This is a genomic window from Nocardioides sp. WS12, assembly GCF_014108865.1.
GTDB lineage: Bacteria > Actinomycetota > Actinomycetes > Propionibacteriales > Nocardioidaceae > Nocardioides.
The window spans coordinates 4,868,028-4,887,129 of record NZ_CP053928.1; the positions used below are offsets into that span (position 1 = coordinate 4,868,028).

Annotated in this window: 19 protein-coding genes; 6 read left to right on the plus strand and 13 right to left on the minus strand. The window is 68.5% G+C overall.

The features are described from left to right. Window positions 1-30: 30 nt before the first annotated feature. From HRC28_RS23470 to HRC28_RS23485, 4 genes are all read right to left on the minus strand, one after another. On the minus strand, window positions 31-525 hold the full coding sequence (locus HRC28_RS23470; protein WP_237111625.1) for a hypothetical protein: 495 nt from the start codon (window positions 523-525) through the stop codon (window positions 31-33). Further along, on the minus strand, window positions 522-1,385 hold the full coding sequence (gene folP / locus HRC28_RS23475) for a dihydropteroate synthase (RefSeq protein WP_237111626.1): 864 nt from the start codon (window positions 1,383-1,385) through the stop codon (window positions 522-524). The genes HRC28_RS23470 and folP overlap by 4 nt, the downstream gene beginning before the upstream one ends. Then, the gene (locus tag HRC28_RS23480) at window positions 1,382-2,311 is read right to left on the minus strand and encodes a glucosyl-3-phosphoglycerate synthase (RefSeq protein ID WP_182377772.1); all 930 of its coding nucleotides are present in this window, start codon (window positions 2,309-2,311) and stop codon (window positions 1,382-1,384) included. The genes folP and HRC28_RS23480 overlap by 4 nt, the downstream gene beginning before the upstream one ends. A 317-nt stretch (window positions 2,312-2,628) precedes the next feature. Then, a complete protein-coding gene (locus HRC28_RS23485) occupies window positions 2,629-3,501 on the minus strand; it encodes an N-acetylmuramoyl-L-alanine amidase (RefSeq protein ID WP_182377773.1) in 873 nt (290 codons plus the stop codon). 110 nt (window positions 3,502-3,611) lie between these two features. Here HRC28_RS23485 and HRC28_RS23490 point away from each other — a divergent pair, with 110 nt between their 5' ends. Beyond that, entirely contained in the window at window positions 3,612-4,775 is a 1,164-nt protein-coding gene (locus tag HRC28_RS23490; RefSeq protein ID WP_237111627.1) for a N(5)-(carboxyethyl)ornithine synthase, read from the plus strand. 18 nt (window positions 4,776-4,793) lie between these two features. On the opposite strand, the gene galE is transcribed toward HRC28_RS23490, so the two are convergent. From galE to HRC28_RS23505, 3 genes are read right to left on the minus strand one after another with little or no spacing between them, the layout of a single operon-like run. After that, complete coding sequence (galE, locus tag HRC28_RS23495; RefSeq protein WP_182377774.1) at window positions 4,794-5,798, minus strand: UDP-glucose 4-epimerase GalE; 1,005 nt, start codon at window positions 5,796-5,798, stop codon at window positions 4,794-4,796. Next, window positions 5,795-6,682, minus strand: coding sequence for a glucose-1-phosphate thymidylyltransferase RfbA (gene rfbA, locus HRC28_RS23500; protein WP_182377775.1), 888 nt, complete (start codon window positions 6,680-6,682; stop codon window positions 5,795-5,797). The genes galE and rfbA overlap by 4 nt, the downstream gene beginning before the upstream one ends. 20 nt (window positions 6,683-6,702) lie before the next feature. Beyond that, window positions 6,703-8,283 carry a glycosyltransferase 61 family protein gene (locus tag HRC28_RS23505; RefSeq protein WP_237111628.1) on the minus strand — a complete coding sequence of 527 codons (1,581 nt, stop codon included), beginning with the start codon at window positions 8,281-8,283 and terminating at the stop codon, window positions 6,703-6,705. Window positions 8,284-8,511: 228 nt separating this feature from the next. On the opposite strand from HRC28_RS23505, the gene rfbB reads away from it, so the two are divergent. From rfbB to manA, 3 genes are read left to right on the plus strand one after another with little or no spacing between them, the layout of a single operon-like run. Continuing rightward, window positions 8,512-9,510 carry a dTDP-glucose 4,6-dehydratase gene (gene rfbB, locus HRC28_RS23510; RefSeq protein ID WP_237111629.1) on the plus strand — a complete coding sequence of 333 codons (999 nt, stop codon included), beginning with the start codon at window positions 8,512-8,514 and terminating at the stop codon, window positions 9,508-9,510. A gap of 3 nt (window positions 9,511-9,513) precedes the next feature. Next, the gene (locus HRC28_RS23515) at window positions 9,514-10,944 is read left to right on the plus strand and encodes a sugar nucleotide-binding protein (RefSeq protein WP_237111630.1); all 1,431 of its coding nucleotides are present in this window, start codon (window positions 9,514-9,516) and stop codon (window positions 10,942-10,944) included. A gap of 33 nt (window positions 10,945-10,977) precedes the next feature. Then, window positions 10,978-12,159, plus strand: a complete 1,182-nt coding sequence (manA, locus tag HRC28_RS23520) for a mannose-6-phosphate isomerase, class I (RefSeq protein WP_182377778.1) — start codon at window positions 10,978-10,980, stop codon at window positions 12,157-12,159. Window positions 12,160-12,238: 79 nt separating this feature from the next. On the opposite strand, the gene HRC28_RS23525 is transcribed toward manA, so the two are convergent. The 3 genes from HRC28_RS23525 to HRC28_RS23535 all read right to left on the minus strand — a co-directional run bounded on the left by HRC28_RS23525 (window position 12,239) and on the right by HRC28_RS23535 (window position 13,613). Further along, window positions 12,239-12,538, minus strand: a complete 300-nt coding sequence (locus HRC28_RS23525; RefSeq protein ID WP_182377779.1) for a DUF2516 family protein — start codon at window positions 12,536-12,538, stop codon at window positions 12,239-12,241. A gap of 86 nt (window positions 12,539-12,624) precedes the next feature. After that, window positions 12,625-13,182, minus strand: a complete 558-nt coding sequence (locus HRC28_RS23530; RefSeq protein WP_182377780.1) for a hypothetical protein — start codon at window positions 13,180-13,182, stop codon at window positions 12,625-12,627. Between the two features lie 5 nt (window positions 13,183-13,187). Continuing rightward, window positions 13,188-13,613, minus strand: a complete 426-nt coding sequence (locus HRC28_RS23535) for a helix-turn-helix transcriptional regulator (RefSeq protein WP_182377781.1) — start codon at window positions 13,611-13,613, stop codon at window positions 13,188-13,190. A 174-nt stretch (window positions 13,614-13,787) separates the two neighbouring features. On the opposite strand from HRC28_RS23535, the gene cysC reads away from it, so the two are divergent. Together cysC and HRC28_RS23545 are read left to right on the plus strand one after the other, a co-directional pair. Then, window positions 13,788-15,704 carry an adenylyl-sulfate kinase gene (gene cysC, locus HRC28_RS25195; RefSeq protein WP_202033163.1) on the plus strand — a complete coding sequence of 639 codons (1,917 nt, stop codon included), beginning with the start codon at window positions 13,788-13,790 and terminating at the stop codon, window positions 15,702-15,704. After that, entirely contained in the window at window positions 15,701-16,702 is a 1,002-nt protein-coding gene (locus HRC28_RS23545; protein ID WP_182377782.1) for a sulfite exporter TauE/SafE family protein, read from the plus strand. The genes cysC and HRC28_RS23545 overlap by 4 nt, the downstream gene beginning before the upstream one ends. Before the next feature lie 12 nt (window positions 16,703-16,714). Here HRC28_RS23545 and HRC28_RS23550 read toward each other — a convergent pair whose 3' ends face one another. The 3 genes from HRC28_RS23550 to HRC28_RS23560 form a co-directional block, all read right to left on the minus strand. Then, a complete protein-coding gene (locus tag HRC28_RS23550; RefSeq protein ID WP_182377783.1) occupies window positions 16,715-16,852 on the minus strand; it encodes a hypothetical protein in 138 nt (45 codons plus the stop codon). Between the two features lie 118 nt (window positions 16,853-16,970). Continuing rightward, entirely contained in the window at window positions 16,971-18,137 is a 1,167-nt protein-coding gene (locus HRC28_RS23555) for a nucleotide sugar dehydrogenase (protein ID WP_182377784.1), read from the minus strand. Window positions 18,138-18,223: 86 nt separating this feature from the next. Next, window positions 18,224-19,027 (minus strand): DUF4143 domain-containing protein, encoded by an 804-nt coding sequence (locus tag HRC28_RS23560; protein WP_182377785.1) that lies wholly within the window; start codon window positions 19,025-19,027, stop codon window positions 18,224-18,226. Window positions 19,028-19,102 lie beyond the last annotated feature (75 nt).

Genomic DNA, 19,102 nt, shown 5'->3' on the forward strand with positions numbered 1-19,102 from the left:
TGATTCTTTTCAGGAGATCTAGGAGGTTGCTCAGCAACCGTCTCGGGCCCCCCACACGGCGACCCAGTACTGCACCCCGAACGGCAGGTCGTCGTAGAGCACGTCCGCGTCGGCCAGGCTCCGGCCATCGAGCGCAACCAGCGCGCCGACGTCGGCCCACAACTCGACAGCCAGGCCGGCGTCGGCCGAGCCCAGGTCCGCCCGCAGCGCGGCGTCGAACCCCTCGGCGCGCTCGTCGAAGTGCCCCGGCGCCTTCTCTGTACGACGACCCGAGCCGTTGCCGACGACGAGGATCCCCGTCTCCCCGGATTCGGCAACGGAGGAGCCGACAGCAGCGACCAGGGCAGCCCCGACCCGCCCGCCCGAGTCAACGGACGCAACGACCCGGACCCGCGGACCGAGCCGACCAACAGCGGCGAGGCACGACGCGCGCAGCAATGCGACGGGGTCCTCGAGCGACGCATACGAAGGCAGCAGCGCCAGCACGCCCGGCACCAGCGCGACCGGCTTCACGGGGCCGCTCACTGCAGACCCCGGATCGCCCGCAGCGGCGGTCTGCGGCCGGCGATCGACCACACCATGTCGACGGTCTGGCGCGTCTCGACGACCTGATGCACGCGATAGATCCGGGCACCGGCAAGCGCACACACGGACGTGGCCGCCAACGTCCCGACCAGCCGCTCCCCCACGTCGAGACCGAGCGTCTCGCCGACGAAATCCTTGTTGGAGAGCGACACCAGGACGGGCCAGCCGGTGGCGACCATCTCGCCCAGGCGGCGGGTGATCTCGAGCGAGTGGAAGGTGTTCTTGCCGAAGTCGTGCGCGGGGTCGATCACGATCGACTCCCGCGCGACGCCGGCGGCCAGCGCACGTTCGGCGTAGGCCACGGTGTCGGCGACCGCGGAGGCGACCACGTCGTCGTACTCGATCCGGTAGGGGCGGGTCCGGGGCGTCACGCCGCCGGTGTGGGTGCAGATGATTGCCGCTCCCCATTGCGCGGCGACGTCGACGAGCTCGGGATCGGCCCCTCCCCACGCGTCGTTGAGGACGTCGGCGCCGGCTTCGCACACGGCGTCGCCCACCTCGGCGCGCCAGGTGTCGACCGAGATCACCAGTCCGGGCCACTCGGACCGCACCCGGGCCACGAAGTCCACGACGCGCGCCTTCTCCTCGGCCGCCGAGATCTCGACGCCCGGAGCAGCCTTGATGCCGCCGATGTCGACGATCTCGGCACCCTGCGCCACCACCTCGGCCACCCGCGCGAACGCAGCGTCCTCGGCCCAGGTCGCGCCCTTGTCGAAGAACGAGTCGGGTGTCCGGTTGACGATGGCCATCATCAACGCGTCGTTGTCGCCGAAGGCATGGCGACCGAGAACAAGGCTCACAGCAGGTCCTTTGCCGGGGGGCGTTCGATGATCGGTACGACGTGCTCGACAGGCTCGAGTCCGCGCAGGAACTGCCGCAACACCGCCTCCCCGCCGGTGGTTGAGGTGCGAGCGCCAGCGAGCCTCGAAACCTCCGGACCGTCAACGTCCACCCGCGCCAACGCCGCCGCCAGGATCTGCGTGGCCATCCCACCGAGGTCCCGCAACGCCTGGTGCCGGTGCGCCCGGACTCCGAGGTCCACCTGCGCGAGGGCCTCCACCCCGCCCGCCCGCACGGTGTCGATCAGGGCGGCCAGCTCCACGGCATAGCCCGTCGGCACGGACAGGCCGGCGAACCACGACCGTCGTACGGCCCACTCGCCGGCGAGTGGTTGCACCAACCCGCCGAGCTCCGGGAACAACAACGCGATCAGGGGGCGCGCGACGAGCTCGGTGACCCGGCCGCCCTCGAGCGGCCCTTCCGCGCCGGGGCGGTCGTAGAAGCCCTTGACCAGCTGCACCTCGGGCGAGCTCAGCAGCGGCCCGAGAAGGCCCGGTACGAAGTGGGTGTCCCAGTCGTGGAGGTCGGCGTCCATGAACACCACCAGCTCACCGCTGGTGACGAACAGCGACTTCCACATCGCTTCGCCCTTGCCGGGATGGGTGCCCAGGTCGGGGCGGATCTCGGCGGACCGGTGCACGCGGGCGCCCGCCGACTCGGCGACCGCAAAGGTGTCGTCGACCGAGTCGCTGTCGATGACCACGATCTCGTCGACGAGGGCGACGGTGTCCATCAGCGCCTCGCGGACTCGCGTGACGACGGCGCCCACGGTCGCGGCCTCGTTGCGGGCCGGCACGACGAGGCTGACGCGCTGTCCCAGCGCCATCTTCTGGCCCAGCAGCCCCTCGAGGCTCCAGTCGTCCCAGTGGGCGGCGCGGATCCCCATACGCGCCAACCTACCGGCAGTGAAGGTTCACCATCTTTGCTCCCCATCGTGGGGAGACGGTGTTACGGTCGGAGCCATCTCGGGACTGGGCGCTCCCTCCCCCCTGGAGTTTCATATGTCCTTCCGCCGTTGGCGTCGCAAAATGCGATGTCTGTTCAAGCACGGTCCGCGCGGCTGCCCGCACATCGAACGGCACACGCGTCGGTCCAAACATCGACCACAACCGCAGCCCGCGCCGTTCCGGCCCGAGCCGCTTCCACAGCCACAGTCCGCGGACAGCCCCGGCCGCCACGCGATGCACTGACGACCCCCCACCGTCAGGGCGCCAGAAAGCTCCGGATCGCCTGCACCAGGGCCCGGGCGTACTTGGCCCTGCCCTTCGCGCTCGCGACCAGCGCCGCATCGCCCGGGTCGCGCATGTTGGCGAGCTCGACCATCACGGTCGGGATGTCCGAGTGGTTGAGCGTGCCCAGGTCGGTCCGGACATCGATCCCGTTCTTCCCCTGGTACGACGACCCCGGGAACCCCGCCGCCTCCAGCGCATCGCGTACGGCGAAGGCGAGCTTCCGTGACGGCTTCGCGATGTCGTCGGTCCAGCCGTCGAGGACACCCGGCCGGATCACGTGGAACCCGCGATACGTCTGGGTGGTCGAGCTTGTCGAGACCACTCCGTCGGCGTGGATGCTCAACCGCAGGTCCGCGGTACGCCCGGGCTCGCCCGGGTTGCCGGTCCGTCCGCGCTCGTCGACGCACGGACCCCACAGCTCATCGGAGTTGCTGCCCCGGGTCAGGATCACCCGCGCGCCGAGGCGCCGCAGGATCCGTCGCGCTGCGACGGCGACCTGCCAGGTGAAGGTGGCTTCGGGGTAGCCCGCGTTGGTGGCCGCCCCCGTGGTGTTGCAGTCCTTGTCGAACCCGCCCGCGTCGACGGGCCGCGATATCTCGGAGACGTGGTGCCGGTTGCCGAGCTGGTGGCCGGGGTCGAGCACGACCACCTTCCCCGCCAACGGGGCCTTGTCCACCGGGGTCTCGACAGGTTCGACCACCGGCGGCGCCGAACCTGTGTTGCCAGTGCCGGTCGACCTCTCGTCGCCGTTGGTCGAGCCTGGCGAGACCGAGCACCCCGCGGCCAGCGCCACGACGATCACCGCGCCCACCGGTCGCATCAGGAACCTCGAGCGCGTACCCATCGCCTGCCACCCTAACGGGGTCCTCGGTCCCCGCTGGTCGAGCGCGTCGAGACCACCGCGCGTACTGTCAACAGGTGGGCCGTCCAGGCCCCCCACAGAGAGTTGCGTCCATGGTCGACGAGTCATGCCCAACGATGCCGCTCCTGAGGTTGGGGGTCATCGGTTCCTCGACGAAGGAGAATGAGCGCCGCCTGCCAATCCACCCGGACCACATCCGCGGCCTCGACGCAGATCTGCGGGCCCTGATCACCTTGGAGCACGGCTACGGCGCGCGCTTCGGTGCGTCGGACGCGGCCCTCGGGGAGTACGTCGCCGGGTTCGCCTCTCGCGAGCAGATCCTGGCGGAGTCCGACGTCGTACTGCTGGCGAAACCGCAGCATGAGGACGTCGCCGCGTTGAGCCCGGGGCAGGCATTGTGGGGCTGGCCGCACTGCGTGCAGGACGAGGCGCTCACCCAGCTCGCGATCGACCGGAAGCTGACGCTGATCGCCTTCGAGGCGATGAATCACTGGCGGAGCGACGGTGGCTTCGGTCTGCACGTGTTTCACAAGAACAACGAGCTCGCCGGCTACTGCTCGGTGCTGCATGCCCTGGCGTTGGCGGGCCTGACGGGTGACTACGGGCGGCCACTGACCGCGGTGGTGATCGGCTTCGGCGCTACCGCCCGGGGCGCGGTGACGGCGCTCAACGCGCACGGCGTGCACCGGGTCGCCGTACTCACGAACCGCGAGGTGGCCGCCGTGGGTTCGCCGATCCACTCGGTCCTGATCCGGCAGTTCGACCACGGCCCGGATGGCGAGAGCAACGTGATGACCGAGCGGGGCCGCGAGCCGCTGGCGGCGTACCTGGCCGAGAACGACATCGTCGTCAACTGCACGCTGCAGGACACTGCCGCCCCTCTCGTGTACCTCGGCACCGACGACGTCGGCGCGTTCCGGCCGGGCAGCCTGATTGTCGACGTGTCGTGCGACCTGGGCATGGGCTTCACGTGGGCTCGTCCGACTTCGTTCGACGAGCCGACGTTCATGGTGGGCGACAACGTCCTCTATTACGGGGTCGACCACAGTCCGTCCTACCTGTGGAACTCGGCGACGTGGGAGAACAGCAACGCGCTGATCCCGTTCCTGCGCCCGGTACTCGAGGGTGCCAGCGGGTGGGCCGCGAACGACACGATCCGCCGCGCGATCGAAATCCGCGACGGCCGGGTGGTCAACCCCGCGATCCTTGCCTTCCAGGGCCGGGCGGCGGAGCCACCTCACCTACTCGCAGTCTGAAACGCGAGGTCCGGGGTCTCACGCGTACCCCAGCACGTCCTTCCGCTTCTCCCCCCAGGCGAGCGCCGAAGCAATCGCCTCATCCAGGGAGAGCTCCGCCTTCCAGCCGAGCAACTCGGCCGCCTTGTCCGCATTGGCGAACGCACCGGCCGCATCGCCCGGACGGGCGGGCGCCTCCGTCACCGGGATCGGCTTGCCGACCACGCGTTCGACGGCTGCCAGCAACTCCCGCACGGTCACGCCGTCACCGCCGCCGATGTTGATGTAGGTGTACGTCGAGTCGACCTTGGCGAGGGCGTTGTCGAACTCCTCGATCGCCCGCACGTGGGCGCGCGCCAGGTCCCACACGTGGATGTAGTCACGGATGCCCGTGCCGTCGCGGGTCGGGTGGTCGGTGCCGGTCAGCGTGAACGACGGACGCTGGCCCAGCGCGGTCTGCGCCATCAGCGGGACCACGTGCGTCGCGTCCTTGAGGTGGTAGCCGGTCTCGAGGTCCGGGTCGGCGCCGATCGGGTTGAAGTAACGCAGGATGACCGCGCGCAGGTCGCTCGCCTTTGACAGGTCCTCGAGCACCATTTCCATCATCCGCTTGGTGCGGGCGTACGGCGAAGTCGGGTCGACCGGGTCCTCCTCGGTCACCTCGAAGTCCGGCGTCATCGCGTAGAGCGACGCCGTCGAGGAGAACACGATCCGGCCCTTGCCGAGCGCAGTCAGCTCGTCGAACATCTCCAGCGACTTCGCGACGTTGTCGCGGTAGTACTCGTACGGCTTCTCCACCGATTCCGGTACGACGATCCGGGCCGCCATGTGGATGGTGGCATCGAGGTCGGGGTGCTCGGCGACCACGCGTCGCAACAGCGCGCGATCGGCGATGTCGCCTTCGTAGAAGATGCGGTCGCCGACGTACGCGCGCGGCCCGCTGAGCAGCGAGTCGAGGATGACGGGCGTGTGCCCGGCCTGCTCGAGGGCCTTGGACGTGATCGAACCGAGGTAGCCGGCGCCGCCGGTGACGAGGACCTTCATGTCAGTGACCCTAGCGACCGCTTCTCGGCCAGCAAGTCCAGCAGGTAGAGGCCGTAGCCGCTCTTCAACAGGCCCTGCGCCAACTCCTCGAGCCGCGCGTCATCAATGAACCCGAGTCGCCAGGCGATCTCTTCGGGCGAACTGACCTTGCTGCCCTGGCGGGCTTCGAGCGCCCGGACGAAGTTGCTGGCGTCGTTGAGGTCGTCGAAGGTGCCCGTGTCCAGCCAGGCCGAGCCGCGCGGCAGGATCTCGACCTGGAGACGGCCTTCTTCGAGGTAGAGCCGGTTGAGGTCGGTGATCTCGAGCTCGCCCCGGGGCGAGGGCGTGAGCGACTTGGCGCGGTCGACGACGTCGGGACCGTAGAAGTACAGCCCGGGGACGGCGTAGCGACTCTTCGGGTTCGCCGGCTTCTCCTCGATCGAGAGCACCTTCCCGTCGGCGTCGAAGTCCACGACGCCGTACGCCGTCGGGTCGGCCACGCGGTAACCGAAGATGGCCGCACCGTCGAGGTCCGTGAACTGCCGCAGCCGCGTTCCGAGCCCGGGGCCGTAGAAGAGGTTGTCGCCGAGGACCAGGCCGGCGCCGCCGCCGTCGAGGTGCTGCTCCCCGATCAGGAAGGCCTGGGCGAGGCCGTCGGGCGAGGCCTGGACCGCGTAGCTGATCTCGATGCCGAACTGCGAGCCGTCACCGAGGAGCCGCCGGAACTGGCTGGCCTCGCCCGGCGTCGTGATGACCAGGATCTCGCGGATGCCCGCCAGCATCAGCGTCGAGAGCGGGTAGTAGATCATCGGCTTGTCGTAGACCGGCATCAGCTGCTTGCTGATCGCATGGGTGATCGGATGCAGCCGACTGCCGGTGCCACCGGCCAGAATGATCCCGCGCATGTCCCCAGCCTGACAGGTGGTCACATCGCCCTGAGGCGCCGGCGGAGCCACGGTCCATTTCGTTCAAGGTCGACCACGTAGTCCGATTGGTACGCGGCGGCCGAGAATCCCGATTCGGGAATCGGGACGTCTGACGGACACCACACCACCGTCAGACGGTGGCCTTGCACGGCCGCCATCAGATACTCGTTCTGTGCCGTGTAGGACTCGGGCACGAGCAGAACGACATCCTTGGGGCCATCGGTGTAGCACATGTTGAACAATGCAGCGCCCGCGTATCCGGCGATCACTTCGGCCTGACGAAACATCGCGGCTTGCTCGGCCAGCGGATGGTCCTCCGTGTAGACGACGGTGAAGCCTTCCTCGACGAACAGGGCTTCAACCTCATCGGCATTGCGACAACGCCTCTTGGTTGAACGGCGCGAACAAAAGATCCGTTTCGCGTAGCGGCGCTCGGGTGCGTGCTCGGCCAGGGCCGCGCCGGCCCGTCTCCACGTTTCGTCGATGGCAGGGTGAACATACGCCGGGTTGGACAGCATCGGTGCAGCTGACAGCAGGCGCGGCACTCGAACGGGTCGATCAAAGATCAGGACGTCGTCCTCGTCGATTCCGAACGCCGCCAGCAAGTCCCGCTCGTGCGGATGGAGACCACCCGTGCGGTGCGTCACGGTGCACATCAGCAGTCGCGGGCGTTCGACTTCTTCCTGAATGCGCGGCCACGCCCACATGCGTGACAACTGGTCAGTGACGAGATGGCCGTAGTGCCCCTGGTAGTGCGAATCGAGGTGGACATAGGGCACGTCGTCCAGAAGAGCTGGTTCTTCCATGGGTTCGTGCAGCGCAGCGAATCGTGGGGAAAGGTCCTCGAGGAAGACATGTTGCGGCCGACGGCGATGGGGATGGCGGAACGAGTCAGGCAAGATGATGCCGTCCTGCAGAACCAGCTGCCTCGGGAGGCAGGTGACGTGCTCGTACTCCCGCAAGGAGACGGCTGGTGCCTCGATCGGCTCGGTGCTCGTGTGGCGGACGTCTGAATCTGTTTGAACGACCTCGCAACGGGGCGTGAATCGAACCCCTGGCACCTGAGTCACCAGCCGCCCCCGCGGCAAGCCACTTCGAGAAAGTGCCAAGTCTGCCTCGCCATGAGTCACCTTGAGCAGGGGCTCCGAGGCGGAACCGGGACCGCCGGAGCGGTGCACGACCACGTGGGGGCCGACCCGGTCCCAGCCCGCAATGGCGGCTGCTCGGGCGCGGGTGTCGCTGGCCTGCTTGCCGACAGAGTCAGGATTGCGGTCGCCGCTCCGGATCAGATCAAGCCTGCGCAATCGGTCCGACAGAGGAGAACGAGGGCGGCCGGGGGTGCCCCGGAAGATCAGCAGCCCGCCCGGCTGAACGTGGAAGATCATCCGGGCCAGCAACTGCGGCCAACGGTCCGGATGGGCTTCGATGATCAGCGCATCGATGGTTCGTGCGGCGACGAGCTGGAGATCCAGCTCCGCTGTCTGGCTGCCCACCTTGGCCGCCAGCACGCGCTCTCGACGCCTGGTTCTGGCTCGGAGCGCCGGCGGGAATGGGGAGCCGATCGTCTCGTCGGTGATCACAGCGATCCGAAGACGACCGCTGCGCCGCACACGAAGACCGGCGAGCTCGCGATCCAGGCCCTTGTCAGCCGCGCTTCGGCCTCGACCGGCGCGCGCCAACGCTCTGATGAACCTGCGAACCCGAGGAGGCACCCTGCTCCTGAGAGGCCTGACGAAACGCGTCTGTGCGTTCATCGCTCCCTACCACCGGCCAGAAATGATCCCGAGCATGTCCCTAGACTGTCACGCGTGGATCGCATCCTCGTGACCGGCGGGGCCGGGTTCATCGGCTCCAACTTCGTGCACCACGTCGTCAGCCAGACCGATGCCGTGGTGACCGTTCTCGACAAGCTGACCTACGCCGCGAGCCGCGAATCCATCGCCGGTCTGCCCGAGCAACGGGTCCGCCTCGTCGTCGGCGACATCACCGACGCCGCGCTGGTCGAGCCGCTCGTCGCGGAGCACGACGCCGTCGTCCACTACGCGGCGGAGTCCCACAACGACAACTCGCTCAACGACCCGTCCCCCTTCATCCAGACCAACCTGGTCGGCACCTTCACGCTGCTCGAGGCGGTCCGGAAGGCGGATGTCCGCTTCCACCACGTCTCCACCGACGAGGTGTACGGCGACCTCGAGTTGGACGACCCGAAGAAGTTCACCGAGGACACGCCCTACCAGCCCTCGTCGCCGTACTCCGCCTCCAAGGCCGGGTCCGACCACCTGGTGCGCGCCTGGGTTCGCAGCTTCGGCGTGCAGGCCACGATCTCGAACTGCTCGAACAACTACGGGCCGTGGCAACACATCGAGAAGTTCATCCCGCGCCAGATCACCGAAGTGATCGACGGCCGCCGCCCCCGGCTCTACGGCTCGGGCGAGAACGTCCGCGACTGGATCCACACCGAGGACCACTCCTCTGCGGTGCTCACGATCCTCCAGCAGGGCCGGATCGGCGAGACCTACCTGATCGGCGCCGAGGGCGAGAAGTCGAACCTCGACGTGGTGCGGCTGATCCTGTCCCTGATGGGCCGCGACGCCGACGACTTCGAGCACGTCACCGACCGGGCCGGCCACGACCTGCGCTACGCCATCGACGCCGGCAAGATCCGCACCGAACTGGGCTGGGTGTCGCAGTACGCCGACTTCGAGGCAGGCCTCGAACAGACCGTCCGGTGGTACCAGGACCACGAGGACTGGTGGCGTCCACACAAGGACGCGACCGAGGCGTCGTACGCCGCGAAGGGCCAGTGACCGGTGGTTGAGGTGCGAGCGCAGCGAGCCTCGAAACCCGGCGAGCTCCAGATCGAGACCACGCCCATCCCGGGCCTCCTCGTCGTCCACCTCCCCGTCCATCGCGACGACCGCGGCTGGTTCAAGGAGAGCTGGCAGCGCGAGAAGATGGTCGCACTCGGGCTGCCGGACTTCGGTCCGGTGCAGAACAACATGAGCTTCAACGCCATGCGTGGCGCGACCCGCGGCATCCACACCGAGCCCTGGGACAAGTACGTCGCCGTCGCCACCGGCAAGGTGTTCGCCGCGTGGGTCGACATGCGCGAGGGCGCCACCTTCGGGACGACGTTCTCGATCGAGTGCGACGAGAGCATCGCGGTGTTCGTGCCACGCGGGGTCGGGAACTCCTTCCAGGCGCTCGCCGACGGCACCGTCTACACGTATCTCGTCAACGACCACTGGAAAGCCGGGAACACCTATCCGGCGCTCCACCTGGCCGATCCTGACGTCGCCATTGCGTGGCCCATCCCGCTGGACTCCGACGAGGTCGAGATCTCCGCCAAGGACCTCGCGAACCCACACCTCGGGGACGTGACGCCGATGGCACCCCTGAAGGTCCTCATCACCGGCAGCCGCGGCCAACTCGGCCGTGCTCTCTCCTCAGTGTTCCCCACCGCCACCCTCGTCGACCTCGCCGAGCTCGACCTGACCGATGCCGAAGCCCTCGCCGCCTGGCCGTGGGAGGAGTACGACGTCGTGCTGAATGCCGCCGCGTACACCGCGGTGGACAAGGCAGAGGCCGAGGGCCGCGCCGCAGCCTGGTCCGCGAACGCGAGCGCTCCTGCCGCGCTCGCCCGGATCGCCGCGGCGCGCGGACTGACGCTCGTCCACTACTCCTCTGACTACGTGTTCGACGGCTCCGACATCGAGGGCGGGCACCGCGAGGACGAACCCTTCGCACCGCTGGGCGCCTACGGCCAGAGCAAGGCGGCCGGTGACATCGCGGTCGCCACCGCCCCACGCCACTACATCGTGCGCACGTCGTGGGTGATCGGCGAGGGCAACAACTTCGTACGGACCATGGCGAGGCTCGCGGCCGACGGTGTCGACCCGGCCGTCGTCGACGACCAGGTCGGGCGCCTGACGTTCACCGACGAACTGGCCCGCGCGACGCGGCACCTCCTGGACACGGAAGCGCCGTACGGCACCTACAACGCCACCAACTCCGGCTCCGCCCGATCGTGGGCGGACTACGCGCGACGCGTCTTCGAGCTCACGGGGCATGACCCCGGCCGGGTCAGAACGGTGACCACGGCCGACTACTCGGCTGGCAAGCAGATGGCACCGCGCCCGCTGAACAGCACGCTGACGCTGACCAAGCTGAACGAGACAGGCTTCACCAGCGCGGACGCCGACGCAGCCCTGGCCGCCTACCTCGACGGCACCACGTCCTAGGCTGGGAACACCCCCACCGAAGTCGGAGTCGAAGTGTTCGCGCTCTCTTGTCACACCCAGAACTACGCCTGGGGCTCTGCCGACGCCATCCCCGGCTTCCAGCGCCAGCTCGCGTCCGGCAACCCCGTGGCCGAGGTCTGGATGGGCACCCACCCGCTCGGGACCGCACGCATCATCGACGCCGAGGGCGTCGAGCGCCCGCTGACCGAGGTGTCCGGCGACCTCGGCTTCATGATGAAGGTGATCGCGGCCGCCCGGCCGCTGTCGATCCAGGTACACCCGGACGGTGACCGCGCCCAGGCCGGCTTCGCCGCCGAAGAGGCAGCAGGCATCCCGCTGGACGCCCCCCACCGTGTGTTCAAGGATCCGCGCCCCAAGCCCGAGATGGTCTACGCCCTCTCCACGTTCGACACCCTCGTCGGCCTGCGCCGTACGTCGGAGATCGTGCGCGTGCTGCGGAACCTGGAGCACCCCCTGACCAAGGAACTGACCGAGAGCCTGCTCGACGCCCCCGGCTTCGCGGGCATCATCCGGTTGATCGAGGGCCTGGTGACCACCCCGCCCGCCGCCGAGGTGGTGGGCGAGGTCGTGGCCGAATGCCAGCGGGCCCTGGACAGCGGGCTCGACATCAAGCGCGCCTACGCCACCGCGGTCGAGCTCGCCGCCACCTCACCGGGTGACGTCGGTGTCATCATCGCCCTGCTGATGAACCGCCTGACGCTGCAGCCCGGCGAGGCGGCGTACCTTGCCACCGGCATCATCCACGCGCACCTGAGCGGGTTGTGCCTCGAAGTCATGGTGTCCTCCGACAACGTCCTGCGGGCCGGCCTGACGACCAAGCACATCGACGCCGAAGGCCTGGTCCAGTGCCTCGAGGAGGGCACCTCGCGGGCCGCGCGGGTCGAGCCGCAGGTCGTGAACTACTCGACCGACGTGTTCATCCCCGGCCATGAGTTCGCACTCTCCGTCACCCAGAGCTCACCCGCCGACCCGGCGGGCGTCACCCTGCCCGCCGCCGGCTCGCGCCTCCTGGTCTGCACCGACGGCGCCGTCGCGGTCGTCAACGCACGCGGCGACATCCTCCGCCTGCAGCGCGGCGACGCGGCGTACGCCGAGGACGCCGACGGCGCGCTCCGGGTGCTCGGCACCGGCGAGGTCGCCCAGGCGTTCGTGCCGGCGGGGGCCGAGACCGGCCAGCTCTTCGACCTGCTCTGAATCAATTGGCCGAGCGCGTCTCCGGCTCGATCGGCGCGAGCAAGCTCGCGAGCGGCGCCTCCCGCCGCGCTGCCGGCTGTTACCGGCGCCGCAGGCCTGCGAGCGCCGGTCGTACGTCGGCCAGGTAGACCAGCGCCGCGACGGTCATCGCGAGGTTCACGATCGAGAGATTGATCGGCACCACCTGCAGCAGAACGCCGACGCCGAGGATCGCGGTCCAGGTCGGCTTGGTGAGCTTGTCGGCCGCGACATAGGACTCGCCGGAGTACAGCAGCGCGCTGACGAACGCGAAGATCTTGATCACCAGCAACGCAAAGGCGATACCGATGTTGATCCAGACCTCGACGTCGCTGATGGCGCCTACGAATCCCCCACTCATGATGTCGCGATCCTAGCCGTCCACTGGAAAACGACCACGACCCCGAGGCTCTCGCCTCGGGGTCGTGATGGAAGTGGAGCGTCAGCTCACTTGGCAGCAGCCTTCTTGGCCGGAGCCTTCTTGGCGGCAGCCTTCTTCGCGGGAGCCTTCTTGGCGGCCGGCTTGGTCGCCGGGGCCTTCTTGGCGGCCGGCTTCGGGGTGCTCTTGCGGAGCTTCACGACGACGCTCTCGCCGCGCTTGGCGAGGTCGGCGTACAGGGCGGTCGCGGTGGCGACGTTCTCGTCGACCTTGACCTTGACGGTGCCCTGCACCTTGGCCGGGAGGGCCTTGGCGTCGGCCTGCAGCTCGGCGAACTTCGCCTCGGCCTGGCTCTTGCGGTCAGCGAAGGTGCTGGTGGCGCGGTCCTGGAGGGTCTTCGCCTCGGGGAGCTCGAAGCCCTTGACGCTGCTCTGGACGTCAGCAACCTTGGCGGTCACCTTGGCCTGGACGTCGGAGACGTAGCCCTTGACCTTCTCGACGGCGAGGTCGGTCGCGCCGACACCGGCGTAGATCGGCTTCTGCGCGGCCTCGGGGACCTCGGGGAGGTCGATGGACTTGATGTCGATCGTGGGGATCTCGATCTTCGGGAGCTCGAACTTCGGCATTGCATTCACCCTTCGTTGGTGACGTTGTTGGAATCTTCTTGGGCAGGCACTTCGGCAGCTTCGGAGGGAGCCTCGGCTGCGTTCAGAGCCAGGAACGATGCGTAGACGTCGAGGAGCGACTGCTTCTGACGCTCGCTGAGGACGGTGTCGCCGAGAATGGCGAGTTCCACCGACCCAGCCAGGCCGTCTTCCGGGTTCAGGATTCCGGCCCGGATGTACAGCTGCTCCGCGGAGATCCGCAGAGCCTTGGCGATCTGCTGCAGCACCTCGGCGGACGGCTTGCGAAGTCCACGCTCGATCTGGCTCAGGTACGGGTTCGAGACGCCGGCCTGGTCCGCGAGCTGCCTCAGCGAGAGACGCGACGAGAGCCGCTGCTCCTTGAGGTAGTCGCCGAGGGAGCCGACGGTCTTACCAACCTTGCCTTTTGCCATGTACCCATAGTGCTAGCAATAGTTAGCAAACTGCAAGCAGGCGGGACGTGAACTCCTTCACACCGCCCCTTCCGCGCCCCCTTCGACCTGACGCCGCCGAGACCGCGAGCGTCGGTGGCGACCGCCTGACAGTCGTTTCCTTACCAACTCACTCAACTCTGTACGATCACGGATGTGTCGACGCCGCCCGTTCCCCAGCACTGCCCCACGCCTCGGGAACTCGACGACCTCGAATTGCTGACCTCCGGCGCCGCAGGGCCGATCGTCGGATTCAACGAACCGGGCAGCCCGATCACGCTCGACCTGCCGGAAGAGCTGTCCGTGCATCTCGACGAAGGCCTCGAGGTCGAGCTCGTCGACCCCGAAGGCCTCCCCCTGGCGCGGATCGCCCAGACACTGCGCGGGCTCAGCGTGAGCCCCCTGGCCCACGCCGAGTTCGGACCGTTTCGTCGGCTCCACCTCAAGCCCGACGTCGTCCGCGCGACCTACGCCGGCCGCACCGTCGTCCCGGTGACCGACCTGATCACCGACACCCAGTTCGAGCAGTTGCGCACCCTCGGTCCCGTCCTGCTCGTCGCACTCGTCGGCAAGGGCACCCCGGCAGTCAGCCCGGTCGCGCTGCTGCGTGCCACGACCGAGGTCGCCAGCCTGATCGACGGAGCGGTGGTCGCCGTACCCCTGACCGATCACGGCACCGACGCCGACGCGTCCCTGCGCCGATCCGTGCTCGCGACGTACGCCGGCGCCGACACCCTGGTCGAGCTCGTTCCCGGCGGAGGACCGCTGGAGGCGCTGGCCGAGATCGACGCCCAGGAGCACCCCGGACCCGCCGACCGGGGCCTGGTGCTGTTCTTCACCGGTCTCTCGGGCAGCGGCAAGTCGACCCTCGCGCAAGCCCTCATGGACCGCCTGCTGGAGCAGGGGCACCGCTCCCTGACCAGCCTCGACGGGGACGTCGTACGACGGAACCTGTCGGCCGGCCTGACCTTCTCCAAGGCCGACCGCGAAACCAACATCCGCCGGATCGGCTGGGTGGCCGCGGAGATCGCTCGCCACCGCGGTATTGCCGTGTGCAGCCCGATCGCGCCCTTCGACGAGACCCGGCAGCAGGTCCGCAGCATGGTCGAGGACGCTGGCGGCACGTTCTTCCTCGTCCACGTCGCGACCCCGCTCAAGGAATGCGAGCGACGCGACCGCAAGGGGCTCTACGCCAAGGCCCGCCGCGGGGAGATCCCCGAGTTCACCGGCATCTCCTCGCCGTACGAAGAGCCCGACGACGCAGACGTTCGCGTCGACACCACCGGTCGCAGCATCGACGAAGCCCTCGAGGACGTCACCCGCGCGCTCCGCGAGGCCGGTCACCTCGACGTCCGTCTCGACACGGCCGACCTGGTCGGATCCGGGTTCACGACCACCGGGGCGGTCTCGACAGGCTCGACCAACGCGCGCTCGACCACCGGGGTCTCGAGCCACGGGGTCTCGACAAGCTCGACCAACGAGCGGTCGATCCGCGGGATGTCGACGAAATCGACCAGCGGGGACGCCCTCCGCGTCCTGTTCGTGTGTACGGCGAACATCTGCCGGTCGCCGTACATGGAACTGCGGGCGCGCGCGATCCTGGGCACGTCGACGCAGGTGGAGTTCACCAGCGCCGGCACCCACGGTTTCCGTGCGCACGAGGTGGATCGCACCATGGCCACCGTCCTGACCAATCGTGGCGTCGGACCGGACCTGCTCTCGGGCTTCGTCAGCCAGCCGTTGACGCGCGAGCTCATCGCCCGGGCCGACCTGGTGCTCACGGCGGAGTCCTCCCACCGTGCCTTCGTCCTCGAAGAGGCGCCCGGCGCCTTCCGCAAGGTCTTCACCCTGGGCCAGTTCGCCGAGTCGATCGACCGGGTCGGCGCCTCGCTCACCGGCGCCGCGCTGGTGACGGCGGTGGGCCACCGGCGGGCCGGTGCCGTCGACGCCCATGACATCCGCGACCCCTACCGACGGGGCCGCGCGGCCGCAGAGGCCTCGGCCGACCAGATCGACTCTCTTCTCCAGGCCGTGCTCCCACGCCTGACCAGCGCCACGACAGGAAACGCATGAGCGAGTGGATCACCCTGACGGCGCTCTCGATCATGGTCGCCGGCTTCCTCGTCGGCATCGTGGTCGGTCTGACCGGCATGGGCGGCGGCGCCCTGATGACGCCCGCACTGATCTTCCTCGGCGTCGGCCACACCTCGGCGATCGTGACCGCCGACCTCACGGCAGCGGCGATCTACAAGACCGGCGGCGCGATCACGCATGCCCGCGAGGGATCACCGAACTTCCGCCTGGCCGGCTGGCTGATCGCCGGCTCGGTGCCGATGGCGTTCGTGGGGCCCTACCTCGCCAACGCGCTGACCGATGATCCCGAGCAGCTCGAGTCGACCCTGAAGCTCTGCATCGGCATCGCGCTGCTGTTCGCCGCGTCGACGTACGCGCTGAGGATCTACATCAACCTGCGGCGGGTGGAACGCGGTGGCGTCCAGCCCGACGACAACCCGCACATCCGTCCGCTCCCGACCCTGCTGGTCGGAATGCTCGGCGGCCTGCTCGTCGGCGTGACCAGCGTCGGCTCGGGATCGGTCATCATGATCGCGCTGCTGATGATGTACCCCGGGCTGTCGGCCCTCCGGCTCGTCGGCACCGACCTCGTCCAGGCCGTCCCGCTGGTCCTGAGCGCCGCGCTGGCCAATATCGCGATCCACGGCCTGGACTGGGCCCTGCTGGTCCCGCTGGTGATCGGTTCGGTCCCCGGCACGCTGCTCGGGTCGCGGCTCGCGCCGCGCGTGCCTCAGTCGTTCATCCGGCGCGGCATCGTGATCGTGCTGACCATGTCCGGCGTCGCCCTGCTCTTCAAGTCCGGCCTGCACCCGTTCGGGGAAGGTCACGAGACGCTCGAAGCAATGCTCGTCGCGGCCATCGGCCTGGCCATGCTGGTGCTGGTGCCGTTCGTCTGGGGAATGATCCGCAAGCGGCACGGCATGCCGATGTTCGGCGCACCGACGGTCGCCGAGATCGAGGCGCTCCGTCCGGAGGACAGGGCGTCGAAACCCGCCTGACGACGGGCCGCGTCAGTGCGTGACGGGTGACAGCGGGAGAGGGTCGCCCTCGAACTGGAACGGCTGCGCAGCGGCAGCGTGGGCAAGCCCAAAGGTCACCGCGGCCGCAGCAGCGACCCAGACGGTTCCGATACCCAACAACATCTCCATGGCTGACCACCTCTCCCCTCCAAGGTAGCCCGGGGATCCGAAGGAACCCATCAGCCAAACGGTGCGTCCTGTGATGGTTCTTTGGTACTAGGGCGGGTCGGGACCCCGTCCTTCGCGGTCAGTCGCGGCCGTAGATGTCCCTCGTATAGACCTTCGCCGCCACGTCGTCGAGCAGTTCGCAACGGCGGTTGGTGATGATCACGTCGGCCTTCTCCTTGAACTCCTCGAGGTCGCGGATGACCTTGGAGTTGAAGAACCGCTTCTGGTCGAGCTCGGGCTCGAAGACGATCACCTTCACGCCCCGCGCCTTGATCCGCTTCATCACGCCCTGGACGGCCGATTCACGGAAGTTGTCCGAACCCGCCTTCATCGTCAACCGGTAGATGCCGACGACCTTCGGGTTGCGGCGCAGGACGTCGTCGGCGATGAACTCCTTGCGGGTGGTGTTCGCCTCCACGATCGCGCTGATCAGGTTCTGAGGCACCGACTGGTAGTTCGCCTGGAGTTGGCGGGTGTCCTTGGGCAGGCAGTAGCCGCCGTACCCGAACGACGGGTTGTTGTAGTGCCCGCCGATCCGTGGGTCGAGGCCGACGCCCTCGATGATCTGGCTCGTCGCGAGCCCGTGGGTCGCGGCGTAGGTGTCGAGTTCATTGAAGTAGGCGACCCGCAACGCGAGGTAGGTGTTGGCGAAGAGCTTGATCGCCTCGGCCTCCGTCGACCCCGTGAACAGCACGGGCACGTCCTCGTCGAGTGCCGCCTGCACCAGCAGCTTGGCGAACAACCGACCGGCCTCGGTGTCCGAACCGATCACGATCCGCGACGGGTGCAGGTTGTCGTGCAGCGCCCGACCCTCACGCAGGAACTCCGGGCTGAACAGGATCGAGGCTCCGGGGTGCAGGTCGCGCAGCGTGTTGGTGTAGCCGACCGGCACCGTGGACTTGATGACGATCGTCGCCGCCGGGTTGGCGGCGAGCGCGTCGGCGGTGACCTTCTCGACGGTGCTCGTGTCGAAGTAGTTGGTCTCGGGGTCGTAGTTCGTCGGCGTCGCCACCACGACGTACGACGCGTCGGCGTAGGCCGCCTTGCGATCGCGCGTTGCGTGCAGGGACAGGTCGCCTCGGGCCAGGTACGCCTCGAGGTCGACATCGACGATGGGCGAGCGCCCCTCGTTGACTGCCGTCACCCGGTCCGCGTTGACGTCGAGGACCGTGACGTCGTTGAACCGGGACAGCAGCACCGCATTGGAGAGTCCGACGTAGCCGGCTCCGACCACAGTGATCTTCATGCTTCCGACGGTGAGCGACCGCCCTGAACGATCGTGTACGACGACGTGAAGTGCACGTGGCGACGAGACGCACGCTCAGCGGCAGGTCACCGGCGGGGCCCTGACTGGTCCCAGTCCCACAGGCACGAGATGGGCAGGCCCCACATCCCCGGCCGTTGCTGGTGGCCGCGGGGTGACGTGTTGAGCACGATGCCCCCGCGAAAGCGGGAGCCGGCCCGGACGGCAAGGGCCTCGAGCGCCTCGAACTGGTGCGGCCGGAAGCTGCTCGCCGTGCGCACCTCGATGCCGTAGACGCTGTTGTCGGGGAGTTCGATGACCAGGTCGACCTCGAGCCCGTTGCGCTCACGCAGGTGGCTCACCCGGTGCTCGACGGCACTCTCGGGCTGCTGGCGGAGGAGTTCGGCCGCGACGATGCCCTCCAGCATCGGAGCCAGCCGGCTACGGCCCTGGAACGCGACCAGCTCCTCCATCGGCACCCCTGCGAGGTGACGCGCAATGGCGGGATCGTCGAACACCACACGCGGGCGACCGATGGCCCGCTTGGCCACCGGCGAGCGGCAACCGGGCACGAGACGGACCAGGCCGAGATCGACGAGGACGTCGACGTACGGCGACAGGGTGGTCGCCGGGATGCCCGCGGCGCCCGCCACCCGGGCCTTGTTGAGCTCGCCGGACGGCGGGTCGGCGAGGGCCGTGGCCAGGGCCAGGACCCGGGCCGGATCCACCCGCCGCAGCGCCTTCGCCCGGCGGTGGGCGAGGCGGTGGAGGTCACGCGAGATGCCGTCGCGCGGGGCCATCAGGTCGACGTACTCCGTGATTCCCCAGCGGGACCGGACTTCTCCGGGGACCGACGCCCGGGAGCCCAGACGGGCAAGAAAGTCGGCGGTCACGGCCCGAAGTCTAGAAGCCTTCCGCCTCAAACTCGTAGATTTGTCTACAGAGACGGCTTTGATGTCTCGCTGACA